Below are 22,541 nucleotides of genomic sequence, written 5' to 3' on the forward strand. Positions count from 1 at the left end.
ACTCCTTTGAGTGTACGCTGCGGAGCAACCATGCTACTGAAGAGTAGTAGTCCAATGACGTCGTTGACGTGAAGAATAATTGGGCTGACGCCCGCTCGGGGCAAGAAGGCATCTACCACCTCAATTAAATTCTTGATATGATGAGAACGTAAAATACGCATGTTGCTTCTCCTTTTTTGTTTTGTCACTTCAAGGATAGCAGATGCGTATTTGCATTTGGAGGGTTTTGAGACTCAGGTACTAAAACATCAAAAAATAGATGTTGACGAGATTCAATCACCTCGCCTTGAAGAGGTCGCGGCACATAAGGCTAAGCAGGCGTATGCAGCTGTCCAGAAGCCAGTGCTAGTTGAAGATGTTGCACTGTCGTTTGCGGGTCTTGATGGCCTGCCAGGGCCGTTCATTAAGTTTTTTATCACCATCGACGATGGGTTGGAGAAGATGTGTCGTATTGCCGACGTCTTCGAGACGCGACAAGCAACGGGCGAGTGTGTGTACGCCTACTACGACGGTGAGCGACTTGAATTATTCCACGGGCGACTTGATGGCAAAATAGCCGATGCACCAAAAGGTGATAATGGTTTTGGCTGGGATGCGATTTTTTGTCCCGAGGGCTACAGCGGTCGAACGCGTGCTGAACTAACAGATAAAGAATACGACGCAGTGTATCTGCAGATCAAACCAATTGATAAAGTTCGTGCGTTTCTAAATTCATAAAATTTGTTGTATCTTACCATAACAAAATACCCCGCCGAAGCGGGGTATTTCTAGAAGTGTAGCTAACTACCAGCTGCGTTGGCGGAATGAACCACCTTCGCTACGGTTGTTACTGCTGCTACGACCACCGGCACCACCGCCGTTGAAATCACGGCGAGGACGGTCTTCTTTAGGACGAGCTAGACCAACGCTAATAGCGCGTCCGTCAAGCTCTTTGCCGTCGAGTTGGTCGACTGCTTTTTGGTTGTTAGCTTCGTCAACGTATTCAACGAAACCAAAACCCTTTGAACGGCCACTGTCACGGTCAGTGATGACACGTGCGCTGGCTACTTCGCCGATTTGCTCAAAATGAGCTTTTAGGCTGTCATCAGTAGTGCTATAAGCAAGGCTACCGATGAAAAGATTCTGTTGTGCCATGTAAATTGGTACTCTTTCTTCTTACTTTTTCGTCGTCAGATCGACCTTGGGGCGAACGTTTGCAAGAAAGAGTATCCATTGTGATAACACTTCTACGCTTCGCGTATGCTTCTGAACATAGTTTATTTAATCATATTATGTAAACCAAAGCTAGCATAAGCTTGTATTTGGTGAGCGATCGAGGCATAATATAAATCAAGCTGGTACGCTTCAAGGGGTACCTTGGCGTATAAAAACAAACACGATCCAAAAACGTAACGTGCCCCAGGGTGGGCGCGTAGCAGCCTAGAAGACTCACCTCTGGAAATTCCGGGTGAGTTTTTGCTATAATAACAAGACTACGGGGCATTGGCGCAGTTGGCTAGCGCGTTTCTATGGCATAGAAAAGGTCATCGGTTCAAATCCGATATGCTCCACCAAGACGCTATATTTTAAACAAGGCTGAGAAGCCTTGTTTTTGTTATCCTATGTAATCATGTCAACGTGTAATATAGTGGTAGATATGACTTTGATCGTTGATCTGATTCGCCATGCCGAATCAAGAATGAACGTAGACATGGCAGATGCACGGATCCCTTTTATAGGTGGAAGGCAGAATGAAATCGACTTGAGTGAACTGGGTGAAACCCAAGCATTAAAACTCGGTCGTTATGCTATGTCACATGACCTAAGACCGATGGATGTCTACAGTTCACCAGCCGTACGCACGAGGCGTACTCACGAGCTCTCGGCCTTTGCGATGGGACTAGTTATTGAACCGAAGGTAGACGATAGACTGCAGGAACTAGATCAAGGCGAGTGGACTAATCAGCCTCGCGCCCTTTACGACGATCCTGATATTAGACGAGAAATGGTTAGTCTAGGTAGTGACTTCGCTCCCCCAGGGGGTGAATCGATGAATGTCGTTTACGAACGTGCCGCCGCCTTTATGGAGTCACTCGTAACTCCTGAGCTTATCGAAGGGCCAAGATATATTTGGGTGCACTCCCATGGGGTTGTTATCAAGACTTTCGTTGGCAAACTTTTAGGTAAGACTCACGAAGAAACATACAAAACCCCGATTGACAATGCGTCACGTACACGTATTGTGTATGACAACGGTCAGTGGAGGGTCGAATTCGTGAACCGTCCCACGAGCGAGTAATTGTAGCTTGAAGTTTGGTTGCGACTGTGTTTGATTTTTTAGTTGATATAATGTCTACATGAAACCTCGCTTTATATTTATACATGGTAATCAGTCAACGCACTGGTCTTTTGCGTGGGCGCCATGGCTTAAAAGCGAATTAGAACAACTTGGGTTCGAGACATTCTTCGAGACTATGCCGGATTCTATCATCGCTCGTTCCGAGTATTGGCTACCTTTCTTAAAGAATCACGTGAAGGTCGGAAAGAACGACGTCATTATTGGGTGGTCTTCAGGAGCGGTTGCGGCTATGCGATACGCTGAAGAAAACAGGCTTCTTGGATCTATTCTTGTTTCACCTTGTTATACCGATTTAGGGGATGAGCTTGAAAAGGAGAGTGGATACTATGACCAGCCATGGCAGTGGGAAAAGATTAGATTTAATCAAAAACACATAGCCCTACTATGGGGTGACAACGATCCATATATTCCTCAGTCTGAATTCGAACACATCGCTAGTCAATTGCGTCCGACGGAAATGAGAATTCGTAATGCTGGACATTTTATCGAGAGACAGAATTTCCCTGAATTATTGCAGTATGTGAAAGATACCTACCTCTAACCCTAGTTGGGGTAGGTATCCACAGCGTTTCTACACCAAAAGAAGCGGTTGAATGTCTTTTGATATAAGATAGGACTATGAAGCAAAAAGCGGAATCTATTCTAAAAAATAGGGATGGACGTATTGTCTTGTGGCAGATGCCTAATTTGCTTTTATGGATTTGGATTGTTCTAAAACTCCTTACACTAGGCGCTAGTAGCGGACGCTTACACCTTGCGCTTGAGCAGCTCAGTAACGCAGTCTTATTTACCTGGGCGTATCTAGAGATAGCAGAGGGCGTTACTGTCCTCCGTAAGATTCTAGGTTCAGTTGTGATGACGTTGCTTGTATTCGGTTTTTTCTGGCAATGATTTTGGCATTTCTATAGCTGCAATTTGCGTAGTAGTTGTGCATTTAGCGCTACGACAATCGTTGAAAGTGACATAAGTATGGCACCGAAGGCTGGTGAGAGTACGAAACCGAATCCGGCTGCTACACCTGCAGCGAGAGGTATAGAGATGGTATTGTAACCGGCGGCCCAGGCGAGGTTTTGGAGCATTTTTCGATAAGCCGCGCGGGACAAGGTTATAACTTTGACGATTCCGAGCGGATCACTCGAAATTAACACAATACCAGCAGATTCAATTGCGACATCAGTACCTGCTCCTATGGCAATACCGACATCTGCTTGGGTAAGAGCGGGCGCGTCATTAACACCGTCACCAACCATGCCAACACGTTTACCTTTGGCTTGTAGCTCTTTCACCCTGGTTGCTTTGTCTTCTGGACGTACCTCGGCAAAAACGAGGTCAATTCCAAGTTTGCGAGCTACATAGGCGGCAACATCATGAGAATCACCGGTTATCATGGCTGTTTCAATCCCCATAGAATGAAGCTTAGTAACCGCTTCTCTAGATTCCGGACGGATTTCATCGGCTAGCGTAATACATCCAAGAACTATCTTTTCTTTTAAGAGGAAGACCTCGGTCTTACCCTCTTTTGCTGCCTTGTTCGTCTTGGTGCCGAGTGCTTTTGGTAGTTCTATCTTCTGTTCGGTTAGGTACCTGCGACTGGCTGCGGTGTAGACTTCACCTCGTAAGCTTCCCCGTACGCCAAGACCAGGAAGTGCCGTGAACTTAGTAGGAGATTCTAGCTTCAGCCGCTTATCTTCTGCTCTTTGGACGATGCCTTTCCCGATAACATGTTCACTATGTTGCTCAAGACTAGCGGTAAGCTGGAGGATATCTGCGTCTGTATAACCTTCAGTCGGCCAGACGTTTGTAACGCCTTGCTGTCCCTTAGTTAACGTACCTGTTTTATCAAATAATATGACATCTATATCTCGGGCTGATTCAAGCGCAATCCGTTCACGAATAAGTAGGCCATTCTTCGCGGCAAGCGTTGTGGAGATGGCGGTGACGAGCGGGATGGCAAGCCCTAGCGCATGCGGACAGGCGATAATAAGCACAGTGACGATACGCTCAAGAATAAAGGACGGTGTCTCACCTATAATCATCCAGACAACCCCTGTAATGAACGCAGCACCGATTGCAGTGAGAGTAAGGTAGAATGCGGCCTTATCGGCTAAAACTTGGGTTTTAGATTTGCTACTCTGCGCTTCTGCAACCAGTTTCATAATTCCAGCGAGCGCCGTGTCTTGACCAACTTTTGTAACAGTAATCAGTAGTGAGCCATTTCCGTTCACTGTGCCACCTGTTACATTTGCTTGGGCTGTTTTGTTGACCGGTTTGGATTCACCAGTCAACATCGATTCGTTAACATCCGATTCGCCGTCGATCACATTTCCATCTATTGGAATTTGTCCGCCTGGTCGTACCAGAATAATATCGCCTACTTTTAATTCACTAACGGATACTCTTTTTATGTCATCGTTATCACCTACAAGCTCCGCTTCGTCGGGTAGCAACTTTGCAAGCTCGTTGAGGGCACCTTCAGCTTTCATAACAGAAGCCATTTCTAGCCAGTGGCCAAGAAGCATAATAGTTACTAGCGTTGCGAGTTCCCACCAAAAGTCCATACCGTCAACGATTTTGAACGTTACGGCTAGACTATAGCCGAAGGCTACGATGATCGCCATCGAGATCAGTGTCATCATGCCAGGGAGCTTATTGGCGAGTTCGGCTTTAGCGCTCTTGAGGAATACCATGCCACCATAAAAAAAGATAACCGTGCCAAAAATAGGTGGAATGTACTCGACACCAGTGAAGGTTAAGTGGATATTAAACCAAGCCTGTACTGCGTGCGAAAATATAACCGTAGGTATAGTGAAGGCAAGACTAAGCCAGAACTTTTGTTTGAACATGTCAGGACTGTGACCAGCGTGTTTATCGTGACTGGTAGCTTTCATTGGTGAGTGATGATGATTGTGATGCTGTATATGTTCTGGCATTTGTGTTCCTATTCTTTCTACTTACTTTTAATATTATTGAGTTCGTAAAGACTTAGCAACTCTTGAATAGCTTTATCGTGATGCTTTTCATCGCCAGAACCAAGTATCTGAGAAATATGTGTTTTCAGGTGGTTTTCAAGGATAAGCTTATTCAAAGAGGCGAGGGATCTTTGGATGGCTAGACTTTGCGTAAGTATATCTATGCAATAAGCTTCGTTCTCTATCATTTTTTCGAGCCCTTTAAACTGGCCTTCAATGATTTTTGAACGGCGATTTGTTCGTTCTTTAATGTCTTGTATCATACCTTCATAGTATACCCCGAGGGGGTATTGATAAAGTATTTACCGATCTAAAATCACTTGAAGTGTAAACCCTTTAAGCGCTACGTTACCACTTGGCGGGTCTACTGTTTGATTCCACTATTGATAGCATGCTAGCGTGGGGTGGGGAGTGTATTCGGATGTTGGCGAATAGATCCATCACTAAAGCGGTAATATTTATCATGACGATTGAGGTCAGTTTTAAGTAGCGCATGATGACGCGGTAACAAAAAACACGCTTGTAGCGTGTCTGTTTCTTATATATTCGGTTCGTCTGGCTGTCCCCCGCCCTAGGTTCAGGGCGGGGGACAGCAGTGTCACGAGATGGAGAGGTTACCTGCCCATCCGACCACGATGGTGGCTACGTTGATGAACCCGGTTAGGAACGAATAGCGCCAGAATTCTAGCGCGTACCCGACCCAAGGCACCAGTGTCGCCAACGCTGTCATGACGAGACCGAAGAGGAAGCCATCCCAGAACAGCTTCTCGGAATTCATGTAGCGAAATCCGAAAATGACGGCCAGGATGACTGCGACGACGACACCGCCGATGTTCCACAGTCCGCTCAGGCCAGCGCCGAGCTGGTTGGACAGGTCGATGAGACGCTTCGAGAACGACCCGATGAGGTGGGTGTCCTGAAGCGTCGAGACGGCCGTCGCGGTCATCATCAGGACGATGACCTGGGGGATCCGGTTGCCGAGCTTGTTGACGCCCGGGATCCTGTCCGCCCACTGATCGGCCGCGATCACGGCGAGCATCGACAGCATGAGCTGAGTAATCCAGGTCGGCGTTGCCACGGGCTTGAGCACGTGTGGCACTGCCGCGAGGATAATCGTGTGCACGCTACACCTCCATTTTCGTCTGCCAAATCTTGACAATCTATATTAACATTTTTTGATAAAAATGTGAATACATTATGTGTATATTGTCAAATTTAGTGTACAGAAACAGGTTCAACCACTGTGTTTTGCGTAGTTTTTGGTTGCTCACGGATGACGAAACTTGCAATCAAGAAAGCAGCGAGGGCAAAGAAGCTTGCAACGAGAAATGCGCGCTTATCACCATTAAGTAGGGCGGTGACAGGTCCGAGGTTAGCTGGCCCTTGAGCTACAGAGGTTGCCACACCAGAGAGAACGGCGAGTCCGAGGGCGCCACCCATTTGCTGGGAGGTATTGACCATACCAGACGCCAGACCAGCTTCATTAGCTGGTACGCCAGAAGTAGCGGCAATGTTTACTGAGACGAAACTCATGCCCATGCCGGCGGCCATTAGAATAATAGCTGGCAAAATACTAACTACATAGTTGCTAGCGAGCGTTAGCTGGCTCAGCCATACCAAACCGCCAGCAAGAAGGAACGTACCAATCATTAAAAAGCGCTTGTAACCGTACTTAGGAATAAGTCGAGGCACAGTGTTTGAGATGATTGCTAGCATTGCAGGGAACGGCAGGAAAGCGATGCCAGCCTGAACAGGTTCATACTTCATGACAACCTGGATGTAGAGCGACAGAAGAAAGAACATGCCGAGCATACTTGCCATAATTGGAGTCATGATGGCGTTGGCGCCAGCGACGTTTCGAATTTTAAAGATAGACAGTGGCATAAGCGGATGTGAAGCACGTGACTCGTTCCACAAAAAGGAGACGAGAAGTAAGATACTTGTAGCAAGGAATCCGATAGTGCCCGTACTTAGCCAGCCCCAGTGAGGAGCTTCGGTCAGGCCATAGACGAGAGTCATAAGACCTGAAGTAACCAGCAGGGCGCCTGGGAGGTCAAGATGACGATGTGAAGCCGTTGAACTATGTGGAGGCACAAACTTTAATATTCCGATTGCGGCAAAGATACCAACCGGTACGTTGACGAAGAAGTTCCAGCGCCAGTTAAGGTATTCGGTGAGCAAGCCACCTACTACTAAGCCTGCAGCGGCACCGCCGGCAGCAACGGCTGTCCATACACCAAGAGCGGTATTGCGGGCTTTACCTTCGCGGAAGGTTGTCAGCACGATAGAGAGAGCGCTCGGTGACATGAATGCAGCAGACATTCCCTGTAGTGCACGGAGTACAATCAGAAGAGTTGCTGAATTCGATAAACCGATTAGCAGGGAAATCAAGGTAAACCCAGTTATCCCAAAAAGAAGTGTGCGACGACGACCAAATAAGTCGGCTGCACGTCCACCTAATAGTAATGTACCGCCAAAGGTAAGGGCGTAGGCGGTTATAACCCATTGGAGTGTGCTCGCATCAAAGCCGAGTGTTTTTTGGATTGCCGGAAGGGCAACATTGGCCACCGAGGTATCGAGGACAACCATAAACTGGGCAAGAGCGAGGAGTGTGAGAATGATCCATCGTGATCGTTCTTTCATATAGTTCCTTTCTTAAATTACTTGACTACATCAACTATCGTATATTAATATAGTTGATGTAGTCAAGTAATTTGCAAAAAAATGTTGAATGGGATAAAATACGATTTATGAATGACGCACGTAATAGTGATAATCTCTATTGGCTCCTTCTTCGTGTTGCCTTTCAAGCTAAACAGGGGTTAATAAGATTGGCTGATACGTATGGGCTGACTGTTGCACAATTACACTCGCTGGCTATTCTTGACCCTGGTGCGGGTGTTCCTATGAACAGGCTTTCCTCTACACTACTTTGTGATGCCTCTAATGTTACGGGTATTGTTGATCGTTTGCTGTCAGCTGGATATATCGTTCGTGAAGAAAATCCAGAAGATCGCCGAGTTAAGATGATCGCCCTCACAAAAGAGGGTGAAAAGCTTCGAAATCGCTTTTTCCATGAGTTGAACGACTATCAGTTACCTTCTTTTAGTGAACTGACACCCACTCAGCGTGATAACCTCAAAGAGACACTGCTTGTGATCTTGCGGCCGATAAGCTAGAGCGCTTTTCAAATAGTTCAATCTGTGTTATACTAGTAACAAGGAATTGTCCCCAAAGGGGCATTATTTTTATGATAGATCAGAAATTTATACGCAACATTGCTATTATTGCGCACGTCGACCACGGAAAGACGACGCTTGTTGATGGCCTCTTAAAGCAAAGTAACACGTTCCGTGACAACCAGGCTGAAATGAGCCAGGACCTTATCATGGATAGCGGTGACCAGGAGCATGAGCGTGGTATCACTATTACGGCTAAACAGACATCTATCTATCATAACGATTACAAAATCAACATTATTGACACCCCTGGGCACGCCGACTTTAGTGGTGAGGTAGAACGCACGCTTAACATGGCCGACGGCGTTCTACTTATTGTAGACGCTCAGGAAGGCCCAATGCCACAGACTAAGTTCGTGCTTTCAAAGGCACTCGAGCTTGGCCTTAAGCCAGTTGTTATTATTAACAAAATCGACAAGCCTTCACGCCGTATCGCTGAAGTAGAAGACGAGATCTCTAATCTCTTCTTGGAACTTGCTGTCGATGACAGTCAGCTGCATTATCCTGTTTACTTTGCTATTGGTCGCGAAGGAAAAGCCTGGACGACTATTCCTGAGAACCCATCAGAGCACGCTGATCTTAATCCTATCTTTGAAGCTATCATTAAAGATATTCCAGCACCTACCGTTGAGCTTGAAAAGCCTCTTCAACTACTTGTAACCTCACTGCAATACGACTCTTTCCTTGGTAAGTATGCCATTGGCCGTATTACGCGTGGAAGTGTAAAAAAGAACATGCCAGTCGTGCTTATTAAGCGCGATGGCACGCAGATTAATAGCAAAATCGACCGCATATTCGGCTATCGTGGTCTTAACCGTGAAGAAATTACTGAAGCTGGTGCAGGTGATATTGTGGCGCTTACCGGTATTGCTGAAGCGCATATTGGTGAAACGATTGCCGATAAGGAACAGCCTGAGGCGCTACCCGTTATCGATATCGAGGCCCCAACACTAAGCATGTATCTTGGTCCAAACACCAGTCCTATGAAGGGCAAAGAGGGTGAGTTTAACACAAGTCGCCAAATCGGTGATCGTCTTAAGAAAGAGCTTGAAACGAACGTAAGTCTTCGTGTAGCAGACGACGGTATCGGCTTTACGGTCAGCGGTCGCGGTGAGCTTCACCTCTCTGTACTTATCGAAACACTTCGCCGTGAAGGTTTTGAGTTTGAAGTTGGTCGTCCTCAAGTAGTGACAATCGAAGAAGACGGTGTTGTAAAAGAACCAGTTGAAGAACTACTGATTGAGGTTGCTCCTGAGTTCCTCGGTACTGTAAGCCAAGAACTTGGTACTCGTCGTGCTGCTATGGTTCGTCAAGAACAAACCAGCAGTGGAACCACTCGTACTGAATTCATTTTGCCTACTCGTGCGCTGATTGGCCTTCGTAACCTCCTTTTGACTGCGACTAAGGGCACGGTTATCATGAACACCTTGCCGCATGGCTATGAACCACTTGGTCCTAAACTGCAGAAAACCCGTAACGGTGCACTTGTTGCAACTGACCCAGGAGTGACAACACCATACGCACTGCAAACTGCCGAATCTCGTGGTGATTTGTTCGTTGGGCCAGGAACAACAGTCTATGCAGGTATGGTTATCGGTGTTTACAACCGTCACGATGACCTTGATATCAACGTCTGTAAGGCTAAACACCTCACAAATATGCGTAGTAGTAGCAGTGATGGTACGGTTCAGCTAACACCGTACACCGAACTGAGCCTTGAGCAATGTATCGACTTCATTGAGGATGACGAATTGCTTGAAGTGACACCAAAATCACTTCGACTCCGTAAGCGTTTCCTTGATCCAAATCAACGCAAGCGTGCAGCTAAGTAGTAACTGATCATATAAAAAGCCCTGTCTATTGTGTAGATGGGGCTTTTTGTGTTGATTTTATTACGTAGGCTATCTCCCTACAGTCCATTGAACCTTCCAAGCGTTACCACTATACTTGATACATCCCAATAGGAACTATATGAAAATACCAGGCGAAAATAAAATCAAGTCAACGATTGTCGCTGCTACAGGCGGTTTAATTCCGACGGCCAAAAGTCCAGATGAGGCGCTTGGTGAGTTGTTTGCAGATGTGCAAAACCGCCGAGTATACGGTGACGGTAAAACGTTTGTTGATCTAATACCTCGTCGGCGTATGAAGCATATCCAGCAGGAATATCTCCTTTCGAAGGACGATCCTCAATTTGATCTTCGTGATTTTGTTTCTCGTCATTTTTATGAGTTTGGTAGTTACAACGGAACGTACCACACTGATATGACCATGACGCCAAGGCAACACATTACCGAGCTTTGGCATGTGCTTGAGCGCAAAAATCGTCGTGATCGCGGTTCGCTCATTGCACTTCCTAACGCCTATGTCGTGCCGGGTGGTCGGTTTAGCGAGCAGTTCTACTGGGATAGCTACTTTATAATGTTGGGTCTTGCAGCCGATGATCGTTGGGACATGATTGAGGGTATGATCAAGAATTATGCCTACATGATCCGTAAATTTGGTTTCATCCCAACCGCTAACCGTACCTACTTTTTAAGCCGCAGTCAGCCACCGTTTTTTGCTTTAATGGTCAAATTACTCGCTCGTCACAAGGGTCGCACGCGAACGCTCGTTGAGTATCTGCCGTACATGTTGCTTGAATACCGTTTTTGGATGAAAGGCAAACGTACGCTCGCTAAGTATGAACATAAATCGTTCGCTCGTATTGCGGAGATGCCCAATGGCGTTCTGCTTAACAGATATTATGACAACAAGGCGACACCTCGTCCCGAATCCCTTCGCGAAGATGTGGAGACGGCGGGCGAAGCAACTGACCGCGAGCCAGACCGCCTCTATCTGCATTTGCGCGCTGGTGCAGAATCGGGTTGGGACTTTAGCTCACGCTGGTTTGTCGATCCTAATGATATTCGCACTATTCACACCGCTGATATTGCTCCGGTTGATCTTAATAGCCTTCTTTGTATCTTGGAACAAACAATCGCTGAGACATACCGTCTGCTGCGTCAGCCGCTACTTGCCCGTAAATTTCAGGCTGCGGCTGATCAGCGAGAACATGGTATTCAAGAATACTGCTGGAGCGAGACGGATGGTTTCTTTGGGGATTATAACTTTCACAAAAAAGAACAAACGCACAGGCTTACGTTAGCAGGTGTCTTTCCACTTTACGCAAAGATCGCCACTACTAAGCAGGCAGCAGCTGTTGCTAAGCGACTCGAAGAAGACTTTTTAAAGGATGGCGGGCTTGTGACGACATTAATAGAGACGGGTCAGCAGTGGGATGCGCCAAATGGTTGGGCACCTCTGCATTGGATCGTTATCGAAGGTTTGCGCAATTACGGTCACCACCAGCTAGCGGATGAGATTAAACATCGTTGGATAGCTACAAACGTGCGCGTCTTTGAAACTAAAGGCAAGATGATCGAAAAATATGACGTCATTGACCCAAGTGGTGTGGGCGGTGGTGGTGAATACCCGTTGCAAGACGGTTTTGGTTGGACAAATGGCGTATTAGCGGCACTTTTAAACGAAGACGATAAAAATAACTAGCGCAGCTGATCGACAATTTTCTCAGAAATAAGACGAACACCCTTGATAAAGGCTTTTGTTTTAGGCGGCGTACTGTACACAATGCTACTAAGGACAGACTCGTATTGATTGACCATGTGCGAAAGCGTAAAGTGATGCTCAACGTGCTGACGGCAATCACGTCGTTTAATCTTGCTAATGTTTTCGATGGTTTCGGTCATGTCGGCGGTGTTTTCCACTATAAAACCGGTTTTACCATCAACAATCACCTCAGGGACGGAACCTCGCCTAAAGGCAATAACTGGTGTACCACAAGCCATGGCCTCTGCCATGGTGAGTCCGAATGGTTCTTCCCATCGAATTGGCATCAAAAGCGCGGCAGCCTTCTGGTAGTAGCGCTTTAGCTGTTCTTGATCGATAAGACCTAAGTAAAGGATGCGGTCGCTAAGGTGAGGCTTAATATACTCATCAAAATACCACTGGTAGTTTGGGAGTACCTGGCCAATCAGGAATAATCGACGACCTGTTTTAAGAGCAACTTGGACAGCCTCTCTCACACCTTTTTCCGGCACAATACGGCCAGCGTATATCAAATAGTCCTCGGCGTCTTCGCTATAGGTGAAGAGATCTGTGTCGATGCCGTTGTAAACTGTATCAACATAAGGTAGGTCGGGCGCGTCACGTCGCTGGCTATTGGAAATAGAAACGAAGTGCTGGTTTGGAGAAAGGTTCATCTCTATGACTTGGCGACGCTTTTCGTCCAGGTAGTCGTGGAGTACATATAAAACGGGAACCTTAGGATAGAGTCTGGCAAAGCCCATTGCAGATTCTGGGTGGTGAAATACAAGTACATCAAACTCACCCGCTTTCGCACGTTCAAACATATCGCGTACCATGTACTGGTCGTAAAGACTTGGTAGATAGTCCTGAAAGAGGTCGTTAGTTGTAACCATCTCATGTAGTTGTTGAGCGGTCGTTACAAGGGGACGAACGTTATTTGTGATGACTTCAACACCCTCAAGGTGAGTGCCCTCAGGGCCAAAGAAGGTGACGTCATGACCTTTTGCCGCTAGACCCTCGGCAATTGGTATTGCAACGTTGGTTGGAGAATAGGCTATGTCATTCGACACAGGAGAGGTCATAAAGCCCCTCACCATCATGGCAATCTTCATAGGTTAAATACTTCCATTGCTGTTTATACCAAGTATACACCTTGTGTGGATATGTTGTATAGTCTACATTTTGCTGGCGTACTGTTGATACTCTGATAAGAATGAGGTATATACTACGATTATGAGCGAATATCTCAGAAAAAGTATGCCGCAGGACGATGTTGAGGTCGATCAATTTCTGAGACAGGAGACGTACCGTACGCGTAACTGGAACGAGAACGTGCTTCATGTTTATCCCCGTACGTTTAATGAAGAGCGACCTGAGGGTGAAACACATCGTGGAATCGGCTCGATACTTGGAATTATTAGTAAGCTTGATTGGATGCAGGAGTCAGGAATTACAGCAATCTGGCTCGGTCCCATCTACGCATCGCCCGGACTTGATGGCAATTACGATATTTCGGATTACTATCAGGTTAATCCGGAGCTCGGTACGCTAGACGACGTAAAGTTGCTGCTCGATGAAGCACATCGACGTGACATACGTGTGATCTTTGATCTTGTTCCAAACCATACATCGGATCAAAGTGAATGGTTTAAGGCTTCTTACGACGTAGATCACCCTGATCATGATAAATACGAGGGCTATTACATTTGGCGTGATCCTATTGAGGGCGAGCTACCCGAGGGCATTGTCGGCGCTGATCGCCTTGAAGAGTTGCCTGAAGGTCTCACAGTTCCCAACAATTGGTCGAGCATTTTCTCGTTGCCACAGATTGATAGGATACGTGAAGAATACGATGGTGAAATTCCGGATGGCATTACTATTCCGGCAGTAACAGCCTGGGTTTGGAATAAAGAACGCCAGCAATTTTACCTTGCTGAATTTATGAAGGAGCAGCCGACCCTTAATTGGGACAATCCTGTCGTACGAGAAGAGATTAAAGATGTGGTTCGTTTTTGGCTTGATCTTGGAGTTGATAGTTTTCGAGTAGATGTGATGAACCATATCGGTAAAGATACAGAGTTTCGAGATGAGGATCCGGCGCCAACAGGGCAGAGCTTAGGTGAGTATAATCCCGGCGTCACTAATCCTCATGATCAGTGGGAGCAGAAGCGACTAGTAAGTCATTGGCCAGAATTAGGCAACTATGCGGCGGATCTACTTTCGGTTCTTGATGAAGATGCCTACCAAGGCAGAAATATTCGCCTAGTGTTTGAAGATTGGATGTCAGCACTGGGTGATGACACTCGCCTTGACAATCTCAGTCCATCCCAGGCGAATGTCTTTAATTTTGAAATGCTGCTTAATACTAATCGTGAGTACTGGGTTGCCAGGAATATTGGTAAAGTAGTACGTAACTACTATGAGCGCATGAGCGTGCTTGAGGGCGCTATGCCTAACCAAGTAACGGGTAACCATGATGTTGATACTCTGCGTACGAGACTTGGCGCAGCTGCTACGGCGCGGGCGGCACATCTTATGCTGGCTGCACTGCCAGGGGCGCTCTATACATGGCAGGGTGATATGTTGGGACGACCAAATATGATTGTTCCCAAGGACTTGCAAAAAGATGGTGATATTGGAAAGCGGGATGGTGAGCGCATTCCTATTCCATGGGATGGTTCGCCGCAAGGTGGATTCTCCAAGGCAGAATCAGGAAAAATGTGGCTACGGGCGGCAGACCCCAGTGTTAACCGAGATGATAATCTTGAGCTACAAGCTAAAGACCCAAATTCACCATATCGTATGGTAAAAGAGGTCTTCAAACGACGTATCGAAGATGATGCACTTCATGAGGGTGGTATAAGAATGCTTCATACTGATAATCCTAACGTCCTGGTCTTCGCCCGCAACGATCCTACTAACAAAAGACGACAGGTTATTTCTCTCACTAATCTTACGCAGGATACAGTAACAGTATCGGTGCTTGATGTGGGTCAAACGAGAGGTAGAATCACCATGACATCATCTAAAGGTAAGCAGCGGGGTGATGAAGAAGTTGATTTTGAACGACCGATTACCCTTTTGCCGGACGAATCGTATCTGATTGATAGTAGCGTATAGATTACCTGTATGTTTTACGGGCTAAAAGTTTCAATATAACTTTATAGTGGTAGTTGTATTCATTTTTTGATTAGAATAGAATGATCATGCCAGTATTGTTCGTTTCGAGAGGAAATGCAATGAATCTGATCGACGATGTCAAACGCCACGTCATGCGCAATTATGGAGAGCACACCGCCATCGGCGTGCAGCGCATCTTGGGCGATAAATACCCGCTGGAGATCATCCGTGAGGCGTTCCGGCAACTCAAGGATGATCCATCAAGTGGTACCGTGTCTTCTTCGTCTGACAGTCGCATCTGGTCCCCTGGCAGTGGATCACGACGGTAGGGTCACACTCCACGTACCTCCTGAAGTCGTACTATGCGACTTCAGGAGGTAATAGAAAATTGCCATTACGATATTGAAATTGAAGTATAGGTATCAAACTTTGCAAATCTAATCTTTTGCCGCGAGTTGCCTGATTGAATCCGTCCCCAGACAATATGAAGGTATCAGGTGTTTTCTTTAACTATAAGAAAAGCATTTGTGTTGATTGAGTGAACTGTTGCGTTGCAGTTATATGTGTTACTAACAAATAATACGAATACCCTTAAAGCATAAACTTGCTACAATAAGCACATGACACGCTGGCACGATGTTAATGGCATCTATCAGATATATCCCCGTAGCTTTAAAGACTCCAACGGAGATGGTATTGGTGATTTACCAGGCATCATTGAAAAACTTCGTTACATAAAGGATGGTCGGCACTCGCTTGGGATTGACGCAATCTGGATCTCACCTTTTTTTAAGTCTCCGATGGCAGACTTTGGGTATGATATCTCCGACTATTACACTGTAGATCCATTATTTGGTACGAACGATGATTTTAAGAGCTTGCTTAAAGAAGCGCATCGTCGTGAAATTAAGGTGATGATTGACTATGTACCAAACCACACATCCGATCAACACGAGTGGTTTAAAGAGTCGCGAAGTTCGCGTGATAATCTGCGTCGTGATTGGTACGTATGGCACGATCCCAAGCCGGATGGCTCTCCGCCTAATAACTGGCTGAGTGTTTTTGGCGGGTCTGCATGGAAATATGACGAAGTAACCGGCCAATACTATCTACATAGCTTTTTGTCGGCACAACCCGATCTTAACTGGGATAACCCAGTAGTTCGAAAAGCAATGACCGATGTGCTTGATTATTGGTTATCTATGGGGGTCGACGGTATCCGCGCCGATGCAGTGCGCTGGCTCTCTAAAGATACGGTGCTTTTCGAGGATAATCCACCCAACCCTAACTACAAGGAGGGCGACGACCCATATCATAAGCAACTGCAACTACGTAGCCGTTACGGTGACTTGCTCGACTCGTATCTATACGAAATCGCTGCTACTGTGGCTAAATATCCTGACCGCATTATCTTGTTTGAAGATTATCCGGACGAGCGAATTAACGAAGATGCTCAGTATGTTAATTTTTATTCTATCTATCCAAAAGTGGCGGCGCCTTTTAACTTCGATGGAATGCGGACATCCTATTCGGCCTCTGCGTTTCGTGGGTTTATAGATAATTTTCAAGATCTTTTAGGCAGAGAGCTGCGACCATTCTATTGCTTTAGCAACCATGACCAATCCCGCTTAGTGAGCCGTGTTGGTCATCAACAGGCTAAATTGATCGGTATGATGCAATTGACGCTTCCAGGTATTCCAGTAGTTTATTATGGCGATGAGCTTGGCATGCACGATGTGATTATGCCGCAAGAGATTGTTCGTGATCCTTTTGGCCTCGCGCAGCCGCGACTTGGCCGAGACCCAGAGCGTACGCCAATGCAGTGGACGGCCGGTGAAAATGCTGGTTTTAGTGTAGATAGGCCATGGCTACCAGTTGCTGATGATAGTGCGCAGAATAACGTAGATACAGAGTTGGAGGATCCATCATCGTTTCTTTCTATGTATCATTCGCTACTCGAGCTGCGTCATGAGCACGATCTTCACACGGGAGTTTATCATCGGTGGGAGGGTTCGAATGACCAAGTCTTTGGCTATACACGTAAAAGCGGTGACCATGTATTCCTGATGCTCTTTAATATGTCCGATACGCCAGTAAACTGTCAAGAGGTTCAAGGCGCAGTTATCTATTCGACGCATCCGTCTATACAATGGGATACTGAAAGCTGCGCAACCCTTGAACCTCATCAAGGACTTATTACGCGCTACCACCAAGATTAAAATATTTTTTTGTCTTGCAGTTCATCGGGTAAGAAGCCTTTTTGATGTTTAAAATCAGCTTCCCATTTATAATCTTTGTTGTATCCCAAATCCTTCATGAGCTTTGTCGGTGCATTTCGCAGATGGAGCGGTACGGGCGCGTCCGGATACTGGCGGGCGAGAGCTTGAGCTCGACCCATTGCCTCTGTCGTTTGGCGCGATTTAGTCGCTTTAGCAAGGGCAGTGGCGGTGTGAAATAGCACATAGTTACTTTCTGGCATACCAATTCGCTCCACCGCCTGGAACGCGTTAAGTGCTAGGCCCAGCGCACCGTTTCCAGCGAGACCGATATCCTCGGATGCAAAAATAATCATTCGTCTAGCAATAAACTTCGGGTCTTCGCCAGCATCAATCATGCGAGCTAGATAATAGAGCGTTGCGTCGACATTGCCACCGCGCATGCTTTTAATAAAAGCTGAAATGACATTGTAATGCATCTCACCCTTTTTATCGTAGCCAGGTACTCGCCTTTGAGCAGCGGTTTTTACGATTTCAGGTGTGACTTTTTCATCTAGAGAAAGAGCTAGTTCTAGGTTACCAAGTGCAACGCGGGCATCTCCCCCAGATAGCTCGGCTAGGTAGTCGAGTGCCTTTGGCGTGACTCGTTTAGTCGATTTTAAGTCCTTAAGCGCACGCTTTAGAATATTGATAATCTCCTCTTTTGCAAGCGGCTGCAATACGAGGACACGACTTCGTGAAAGTAGCGGCGAGATAACCTCAAAACTCGGGTTTTCGGTAGTCGCGCCTATAAGAGTAATAAGACCAGACTCCACGTGTGGTAAAAACGCATCTTGCTGAGCTTTGTTAAAGCGATGAATCTCATCCACGAATAGTAATGTTCGCAGTTGGAGGTTCCAGTTTTGACGAGCGTGCTCAACAACTTTCTCAACATCTTTTTTACCGCTTGTTACGGCTGAAAGCTCAATAAACTCCGCGTTGGTCTCGCGCGCAATAATACGAGCAAGGGTTGTCTTGCCGCTGCCGGGTGGTCCCCATAAAATAAGGCTCACAGGCTCTTTTTTACGAACAATCTGCCGCAAAATTTCACCATCACCAAGCAGGTGGGTTTGTCCAACCACCTCATCCAGCGTTTGAGGACGCATTTTTTCTGCTAACGGCACTCTCTCCATCTCTTTTATTATACGCGTATATTTTACAGGTATGCTAGTTGGAGGTATACTAGTCTTTAATGGATCGAACTACCGTATTACTACTTTTCGGCGGTGAATCATCCGAACACGATGTTTCGATTTCTTCTGCACGCAATGTGTATGCTGCCATAGATGATGCTAAATATACCGTTCTTCTTGGTTATATTGATCGTTTAGGTAAGTGGTGGCTTATAGATAAGCTTGGTAACGAGCTAGATACTCACGGCGCACCTCAGCTTACGCCAGTTATGGGCGCAGGTAGCTTTATTACTATTCCAAGCAGTCGTGTCGTTAAGCCAGATGTTATCCTGCCTATATTACACGGTAAAAACGGCGAAGATGGTAGTGTTCAAGGCTTATCACAGCTACTTCATATCCCTATTGTTGGTTGTGACATGACTTCTAGCGCGCTTTGTATGGATAAGGTTGCGACTAAAGAAGTGCTTTCTAAAAACGGTATGTCGGTTGCTCCGTACGAGGTTCATCGTGATGGTGCGGCTATACCGGACTTTAACCAGCTTAGTATGCGTCTTGGCTCGCCGATGTTCGTTAAGCCATCTAGAGCAGGTAGCTCTGTTGGGGTAAGCAAGGTATATAGCGAAGAAGAGCTGGTTCGCGCACTCGAAACGGCACATCAGCACGACAAGACAGTGCTGATAGAGCGCGGAATTACTGGTCGAGAGCTAGAAGTAGCTGTACTCGGTAATCCTCCTAATCACAAAGCTAGCGGTGTAGGTGAAGTCAAACCGGGTGACGATTTTTACAGCTATGACGCTAAATACGCAGCTACTAGCACCTCGCAGGTTATCATTCCCGCTGAGCTCGAAGAGCGCGATGAAGCAAAAATAACGCAGTTAGCAGCAAAAGCCTTTGAGGTGTTAGGGTGCAGTGGGCTTTCACGGGTGGATTTCTTCTTAGCTGATGACGGCACAGTGTATGTAAATGAGATTAATACATTGCCTGGCTTTACAAACATCAGTATGTATCCAAAACTATGGCGCCAAAAGGGAATATCATATTCTGAGCTCATCGACCAACTGATTAGTCTTGCATTTGATGGCTCGCGGGCAGACACTGAAGATACGGAGGAATAAATGGACGGACTAGCAGTAACAATAGTAATCATTGTTTTGATCTATATCTTTAGTGGCATAAAAGTTGTCAACCAGTACGAACGAGGTGTTGTTTTGACGCTAGGAAAGTTCACAGGTATGCGAACTCCTGGTCTTTGCGTTATCGTGCCTGTCTTTCAGCGAATGATTAAGGTTGACGTTCGTACTAATACCATCGATATTCCTAAACAAGAGGTTATCACACAAGATAACGTCACCGTTAATGTTGATGCGGTAGTGTATTTTAAGGTAAAGGATGCCGAAAAGGCTGTGCTTGAAGTGAGGAATTACATATATGCAAGTAGTCAGTTCGCTCAGGCTGCATTACGTGATGTAACGGGAAATGTAGAACTCGACTCACTCCTGGGAAAGCGGAACGAAGTCAGCACCCAAATTAAAGAGATTGTCGATGTCCAAACTGAGAAGTGGGGAATTGATGTAGAGAGCGTGAAAATCCAAAATATTGAATTGCCACAGGATATGAAGCGTGCGATGGCAAAGCAGGCTGAGGCCGAGCGTGAGCGTCGAGCGGTTATTATTACGGCCGAAGGCGAAAAGGCAGCAGCACAGGCTGTGGCGGATGCTGCAGGTATCCTCTCGAAGGCGGCAGGCGGTATTAATATTCGTACACTTCAAACTCTCGAGAAGATTGCTGTGGAGCCAAGTCAAAAAACAGTTGTTGTTCTACCTTCGGAACTGACGAATGCTGTTTCGAAGCTTATGGGCAAGTAGCCTTGTGAAAAACGTCCATCTCTAGTAAAATGGTGAAGTTGCAGTTTAATACTGCCTGTGTGGCTCTTTAGCTCAGTTGGTAGAGCAGAGGCCTGAAGAGCCTTGTGTCCCCAGTTCAAGTCTGGGAGGAGCCACCAAAATTATCAGTAGATACAAATAGTTCCAGATTTTATTTTCTGGAACTATTTGTTTTATGTCGCCTCTGTTATTTCAATTCCGGTCTGGGAGGGTGACTCGGTGTGGATGACCCTAGTTAATCTAAATGTAGACGGCTATTACAATATTCTTCATACGACAAAAATGGATATTTTTCTGAAAATTATGCTAAAATTGTCGTATGAGATTAAACAAAAGCAGTTCGTACGTGCTTATATATCTTCTACAGGGCTATGAGACAGCTCCTGCGATAAGTGAACAGCTTAAGAGCGTCGATATTCGATCTATCCAGCGTTCACTGATAAGACTAGTGGACTTGGGGATAATCACGAGAAATGGAACAAACAATAATCCGACGTATAGCGTTAACTACCCGCAACTTATCGTCTCGGACATAGACGAGAAGCTTCTGGAAGATGAGAATCGTCCATCAACAACGCTTAATCATCAATTTATCGCTTGGCTCGACGGTCTTTCCAGCGAGGTCTTGGAAGAACTATTCGGTAATCATGCTGTGAAATATGAGCCCGGTACTCAAATGACCCCTAAGGAACTGGAGTATTTAACGGTTGAGCTGTCCTGGAAGTCCTCTTCTCTAGAAGGCAATACGTACACACTTCTCGATACACAACTTCTTTTAACTGAAGGCATTAAGGCGAAAAATAGAACTGAATTTGAAACGCAAATGATACTTAATCATAAAGATGCTATATCGTTTATAGTTGAAAATCCAGAGTTATTCACGTCATCTGTAGTTTTTCCTACTATTGAGGAGCTACATCGTATTATTGGACGAAATCTAGGTATTGAAAGCGGTGTCCGAAAAAAGATAGTTCGTATTAGTGCGAGCAACTACGAACCACTCTCTGGTCCACAGCAGCTAAGAGAAGCTGTTGATACGGTCTTGTCAGTTATAAGCCGTGTTGCAGATCCTTTCGCTCGAGCCTTACTTGCGTTAACGCTTATTCCGTATCTCCAAGTATTCGAGGATGGTAATAAACGAACAGGTCGCATGCTTGCAAATGCATTACTCATCACTACTATAGGTAAGGGTTTTAGTTTACGTAAGACTGAAGCTCGTGAGCTAGCGCTTGCATACCTATCATTTTACGAATTCAACAGTGTTAAGCCTTTGTCTAAAATACTAGACAAAGAACTCTCAAGGTAGTATCGCCCAGATATTGTCGGGGTCCACCAAGATTATCCAAAAAGACAAAAATCCGAAAATTATATTTCTTCGGATTTTTTGTTTGCAGAGTTGCTCTACTTCTTATTTTGGCCTGGGAGAGCACGACTATTGGAGTGGTTCGCCCTTCTCGTCAAAATTTGTCTTATACCCCATCTTGTGAGCTGCAAGAACCATCAGGCGACGATTGCCCTCAGATGTTCGTCCAGCTGCTGCCAGGGCGCATAGCAGCTCTCCGTCTTCGTCCATGACGACGATACCGCCATCCCATGGCAAGAACATCGGAGCGGTAGTTTGACGAAATAACATATCGGCTTCTGACCATGATCCGTCTTTCAGCTTGTTGGCATGTTTTATCGAATCTGCGCCGTATGCTAACACGGTGAAGGCAATATGGAGAGCAGTTGTAGCGCTCAACGCTTTGACGCCATCCATACGTCTAGAAACGGTAGGGACGGCCATGACGTCGGGCTGGGAAGTTATGCAGCAGATAGCCGCCGGCTTTATACCACCTTCGTCTGTAGTGGTTGTTTTGGCTATATCGACAGCGGTTTGTACGAGATCCGCTGCATCTTGATCAGTAAAATTCTTCATTATTACTAGTATACTAGATTCATAATCTACAACACCAAAAGTATATTGGCACTATCTCTAACTTTGATGACGGCCTGCTATGATAAGAGTATATAATC

At 46.0% G+C, this 22,541-nt stretch carries 21 protein-coding genes and 2 tRNA genes; 15 read left to right on the plus strand and 8 right to left on the minus strand.

Features of this window, described 5'->3' with window-relative positions:
* The first annotated feature begins 159 nt into the window (after positions 1 to 159).
* Positions 160 to 717: a non-canonical purine NTP pyrophosphatase gene (locus tag VLG36_03395; protein ID HSW77817.1), complete on the plus strand. Its 558-nt coding sequence runs from the start codon at positions 160 to 162 to the stop codon at positions 715 to 717.
* A 66-nt stretch (positions 718 to 783) separates the two neighbouring features.
* On the opposite strand, the gene VLG36_03400 is transcribed toward VLG36_03395, so the two are convergent.
* Entirely contained in the window at positions 784 to 1,134 is a 351-nt protein-coding gene (locus VLG36_03400; GenBank protein HSW77818.1) for an RNA-binding protein, read from the minus strand.
* Between the two features lie 342 nt (positions 1,135 to 1,476).
* Here VLG36_03400 and VLG36_03405 point away from each other — a divergent pair.
* The 4 genes from VLG36_03405 to VLG36_03420 all read left to right on the plus strand — a co-directional run bounded on the left by VLG36_03405 (position 1,477) and on the right by VLG36_03420 (position 3,229).
* A tRNA-Ala gene (locus VLG36_03405) sits at positions 1,477 to 1,553 on the plus strand.
* Positions 1,554 to 1,636: 83 nt separating this feature from the next.
* Positions 1,637 to 2,278 carry a histidine phosphatase family protein gene (locus VLG36_03410; GenBank protein ID HSW77819.1) on the plus strand — a complete coding sequence of 214 codons (642 nt, stop codon included), beginning with the start codon at positions 1,637 to 1,639 and terminating at the stop codon, positions 2,276 to 2,278.
* 58 nt (positions 2,279 to 2,336) lie between these two features.
* Positions 2,337 to 2,879 (plus strand): alpha/beta hydrolase, encoded by a 543-nt coding sequence (locus VLG36_03415; GenBank protein HSW77820.1) that lies wholly within the window; start codon positions 2,337 to 2,339, stop codon positions 2,877 to 2,879.
* Positions 2,880 to 2,956: 77 nt separating this feature from the next.
* A complete protein-coding gene (locus tag VLG36_03420) occupies positions 2,957 to 3,229 on the plus strand; it encodes a hypothetical protein (GenBank protein HSW77821.1) in 273 nt (90 codons plus the stop codon).
* 11 nt (positions 3,230 to 3,240) lie between these two features.
* Here VLG36_03420 and VLG36_03425 read toward each other — a convergent pair whose 3' ends face one another.
* From VLG36_03425 to VLG36_03440, 4 genes are all read right to left on the minus strand, one after another.
* Entirely contained in the window at positions 3,241 to 5,268 is a 2,028-nt protein-coding gene (locus tag VLG36_03425) for a heavy metal translocating P-type ATPase (protein ID HSW77822.1), read from the minus strand.
* A gap of 17 nt (positions 5,269 to 5,285) precedes the next feature.
* The gene (locus tag VLG36_03430) at positions 5,286 to 5,570 is read right to left on the minus strand and encodes a metal-sensitive transcriptional regulator (GenBank protein HSW77823.1); all 285 of its coding nucleotides are present in this window, start codon (positions 5,568 to 5,570) and stop codon (positions 5,286 to 5,288) included.
* A gap of 335 nt (positions 5,571 to 5,905) precedes the next feature.
* Complete coding sequence (locus tag VLG36_03435; GenBank protein ID HSW77824.1) at positions 5,906 to 6,430, minus strand: hypothetical protein; 525 nt, start codon at positions 6,428 to 6,430, stop codon at positions 5,906 to 5,908.
* Positions 6,431 to 6,522: 92 nt separating this feature from the next.
* Positions 6,523 to 7,950: an MFS transporter gene (locus VLG36_03440; GenBank protein ID HSW77825.1), complete on the minus strand. Its 1,428-nt coding sequence runs from the start codon at positions 7,948 to 7,950 to the stop codon at positions 6,523 to 6,525.
* 107 nt (positions 7,951 to 8,057) lie between these two features.
* Between VLG36_03440 and VLG36_03445 the strand changes: the two genes are divergently transcribed.
* From VLG36_03445 to treF, 3 genes are all read left to right on the plus strand, one after another.
* Positions 8,058 to 8,486, plus strand: a complete 429-nt coding sequence (locus tag VLG36_03445; GenBank protein HSW77826.1) for a MarR family transcriptional regulator — start codon at positions 8,058 to 8,060, stop codon at positions 8,484 to 8,486.
* A 71-nt stretch (positions 8,487 to 8,557) separates the two neighbouring features.
* The gene (gene typA / locus VLG36_03450) at positions 8,558 to 10,378 is read left to right on the plus strand and encodes a translational GTPase TypA (protein ID HSW77827.1); all 1,821 of its coding nucleotides are present in this window, start codon (positions 8,558 to 8,560) and stop codon (positions 10,376 to 10,378) included.
* 139 nt (positions 10,379 to 10,517) lie between these two features.
* Positions 10,518 to 12,095, plus strand: coding sequence for an alpha,alpha-trehalase TreF (treF, locus tag VLG36_03455; GenBank protein HSW77828.1), 1,578 nt, complete (start codon positions 10,518 to 10,520; stop codon positions 12,093 to 12,095).
* Here treF and VLG36_03460 read toward each other — a convergent pair.
* The gene (locus tag VLG36_03460) at positions 12,092 to 13,246 is read right to left on the minus strand and encodes a glycosyltransferase family 4 protein (GenBank protein HSW77829.1); all 1,155 of its coding nucleotides are present in this window, start codon (positions 13,244 to 13,246) and stop codon (positions 12,092 to 12,094) included. The two genes, treF and VLG36_03460, sit on opposite strands and share 4 nt — an antisense overlap.
* A gap of 121 nt (positions 13,247 to 13,367) precedes the next feature.
* On the opposite strand from VLG36_03460, the gene VLG36_03465 reads away from it, so the two are divergent.
* The 3 genes from VLG36_03465 (at position 13,368) to VLG36_03475 (ending at position 17,473) form a co-directional block, all read left to right on the plus strand.
* Positions 13,368 to 15,254: an alpha-amylase family glycosyl hydrolase gene (locus VLG36_03465; protein HSW77830.1), complete on the plus strand. Its 1,887-nt coding sequence runs from the start codon at positions 13,368 to 13,370 to the stop codon at positions 15,252 to 15,254.
* Positions 15,255 to 15,373: 119 nt separating this feature from the next.
* On the plus strand, positions 15,374 to 15,583 hold the full coding sequence (locus VLG36_03470) for a hypothetical protein (protein HSW77831.1): 210 nt from the start codon (positions 15,374 to 15,376) through the stop codon (positions 15,581 to 15,583).
* A gap of 291 nt (positions 15,584 to 15,874) precedes the next feature.
* Complete coding sequence (locus VLG36_03475) at positions 15,875 to 17,473, plus strand: alpha-amylase family glycosyl hydrolase (protein HSW77832.1); 1,599 nt, start codon at positions 15,875 to 15,877, stop codon at positions 17,471 to 17,473.
* Here VLG36_03475 and VLG36_03480 read toward each other — a convergent pair.
* Positions 17,470 to 18,642: a replication-associated recombination protein A gene (locus VLG36_03480; GenBank protein HSW77833.1), complete on the minus strand. Its 1,173-nt coding sequence runs from the start codon at positions 18,640 to 18,642 to the stop codon at positions 17,470 to 17,472. The genes VLG36_03475 and VLG36_03480 overlap by 4 nt on opposite strands.
* A 59-nt stretch (positions 18,643 to 18,701) precedes the next feature.
* On the opposite strand from VLG36_03480, the gene VLG36_03485 reads away from it, so the two are divergent.
* From VLG36_03485 to VLG36_03500, 4 genes are all read left to right on the plus strand, one after another.
* Positions 18,702 to 19,757 (plus strand): D-alanine--D-alanine ligase family protein, encoded by a 1,056-nt coding sequence (locus VLG36_03485; GenBank protein HSW77834.1) that lies wholly within the window; start codon positions 18,702 to 18,704, stop codon positions 19,755 to 19,757.
* On the plus strand, positions 19,758 to 20,507 hold the full coding sequence (locus VLG36_03490; GenBank protein HSW77835.1) for a slipin family protein: 750 nt from the start codon (positions 19,758 to 19,760) through the stop codon (positions 20,505 to 20,507). It begins immediately after the preceding gene.
* Between the two features lie 61 nt (positions 20,508 to 20,568).
* Positions 20,569 to 20,644 (plus strand) — tRNA-Phe (locus VLG36_03495).
* Between the two features lie 200 nt (positions 20,645 to 20,844).
* Positions 20,845 to 21,831 carry a Fic family protein gene (locus tag VLG36_03500; protein HSW77836.1) on the plus strand — a complete coding sequence of 329 codons (987 nt, stop codon included), beginning with the start codon at positions 20,845 to 20,847 and terminating at the stop codon, positions 21,829 to 21,831.
* A 126-nt stretch (positions 21,832 to 21,957) separates the two neighbouring features.
* On the opposite strand, the gene VLG36_03505 is transcribed toward VLG36_03500, so the two are convergent.
* A complete protein-coding gene (locus VLG36_03505; protein ID HSW77837.1) occupies positions 21,958 to 22,443 on the minus strand; it encodes a heme-binding protein in 486 nt (161 codons plus the stop codon).
* Between the last annotated feature and the right edge of the window lie 98 nt (positions 22,444 to 22,541).

Source organism: Candidatus Chromulinivoraceae bacterium, from assembly GCA_035478595.1.
Taxonomy (GTDB): domain Bacteria; phylum Patescibacteriota; class Saccharimonadia; order Saccharimonadales; family Saccharimonadaceae; genus CAMLKC01.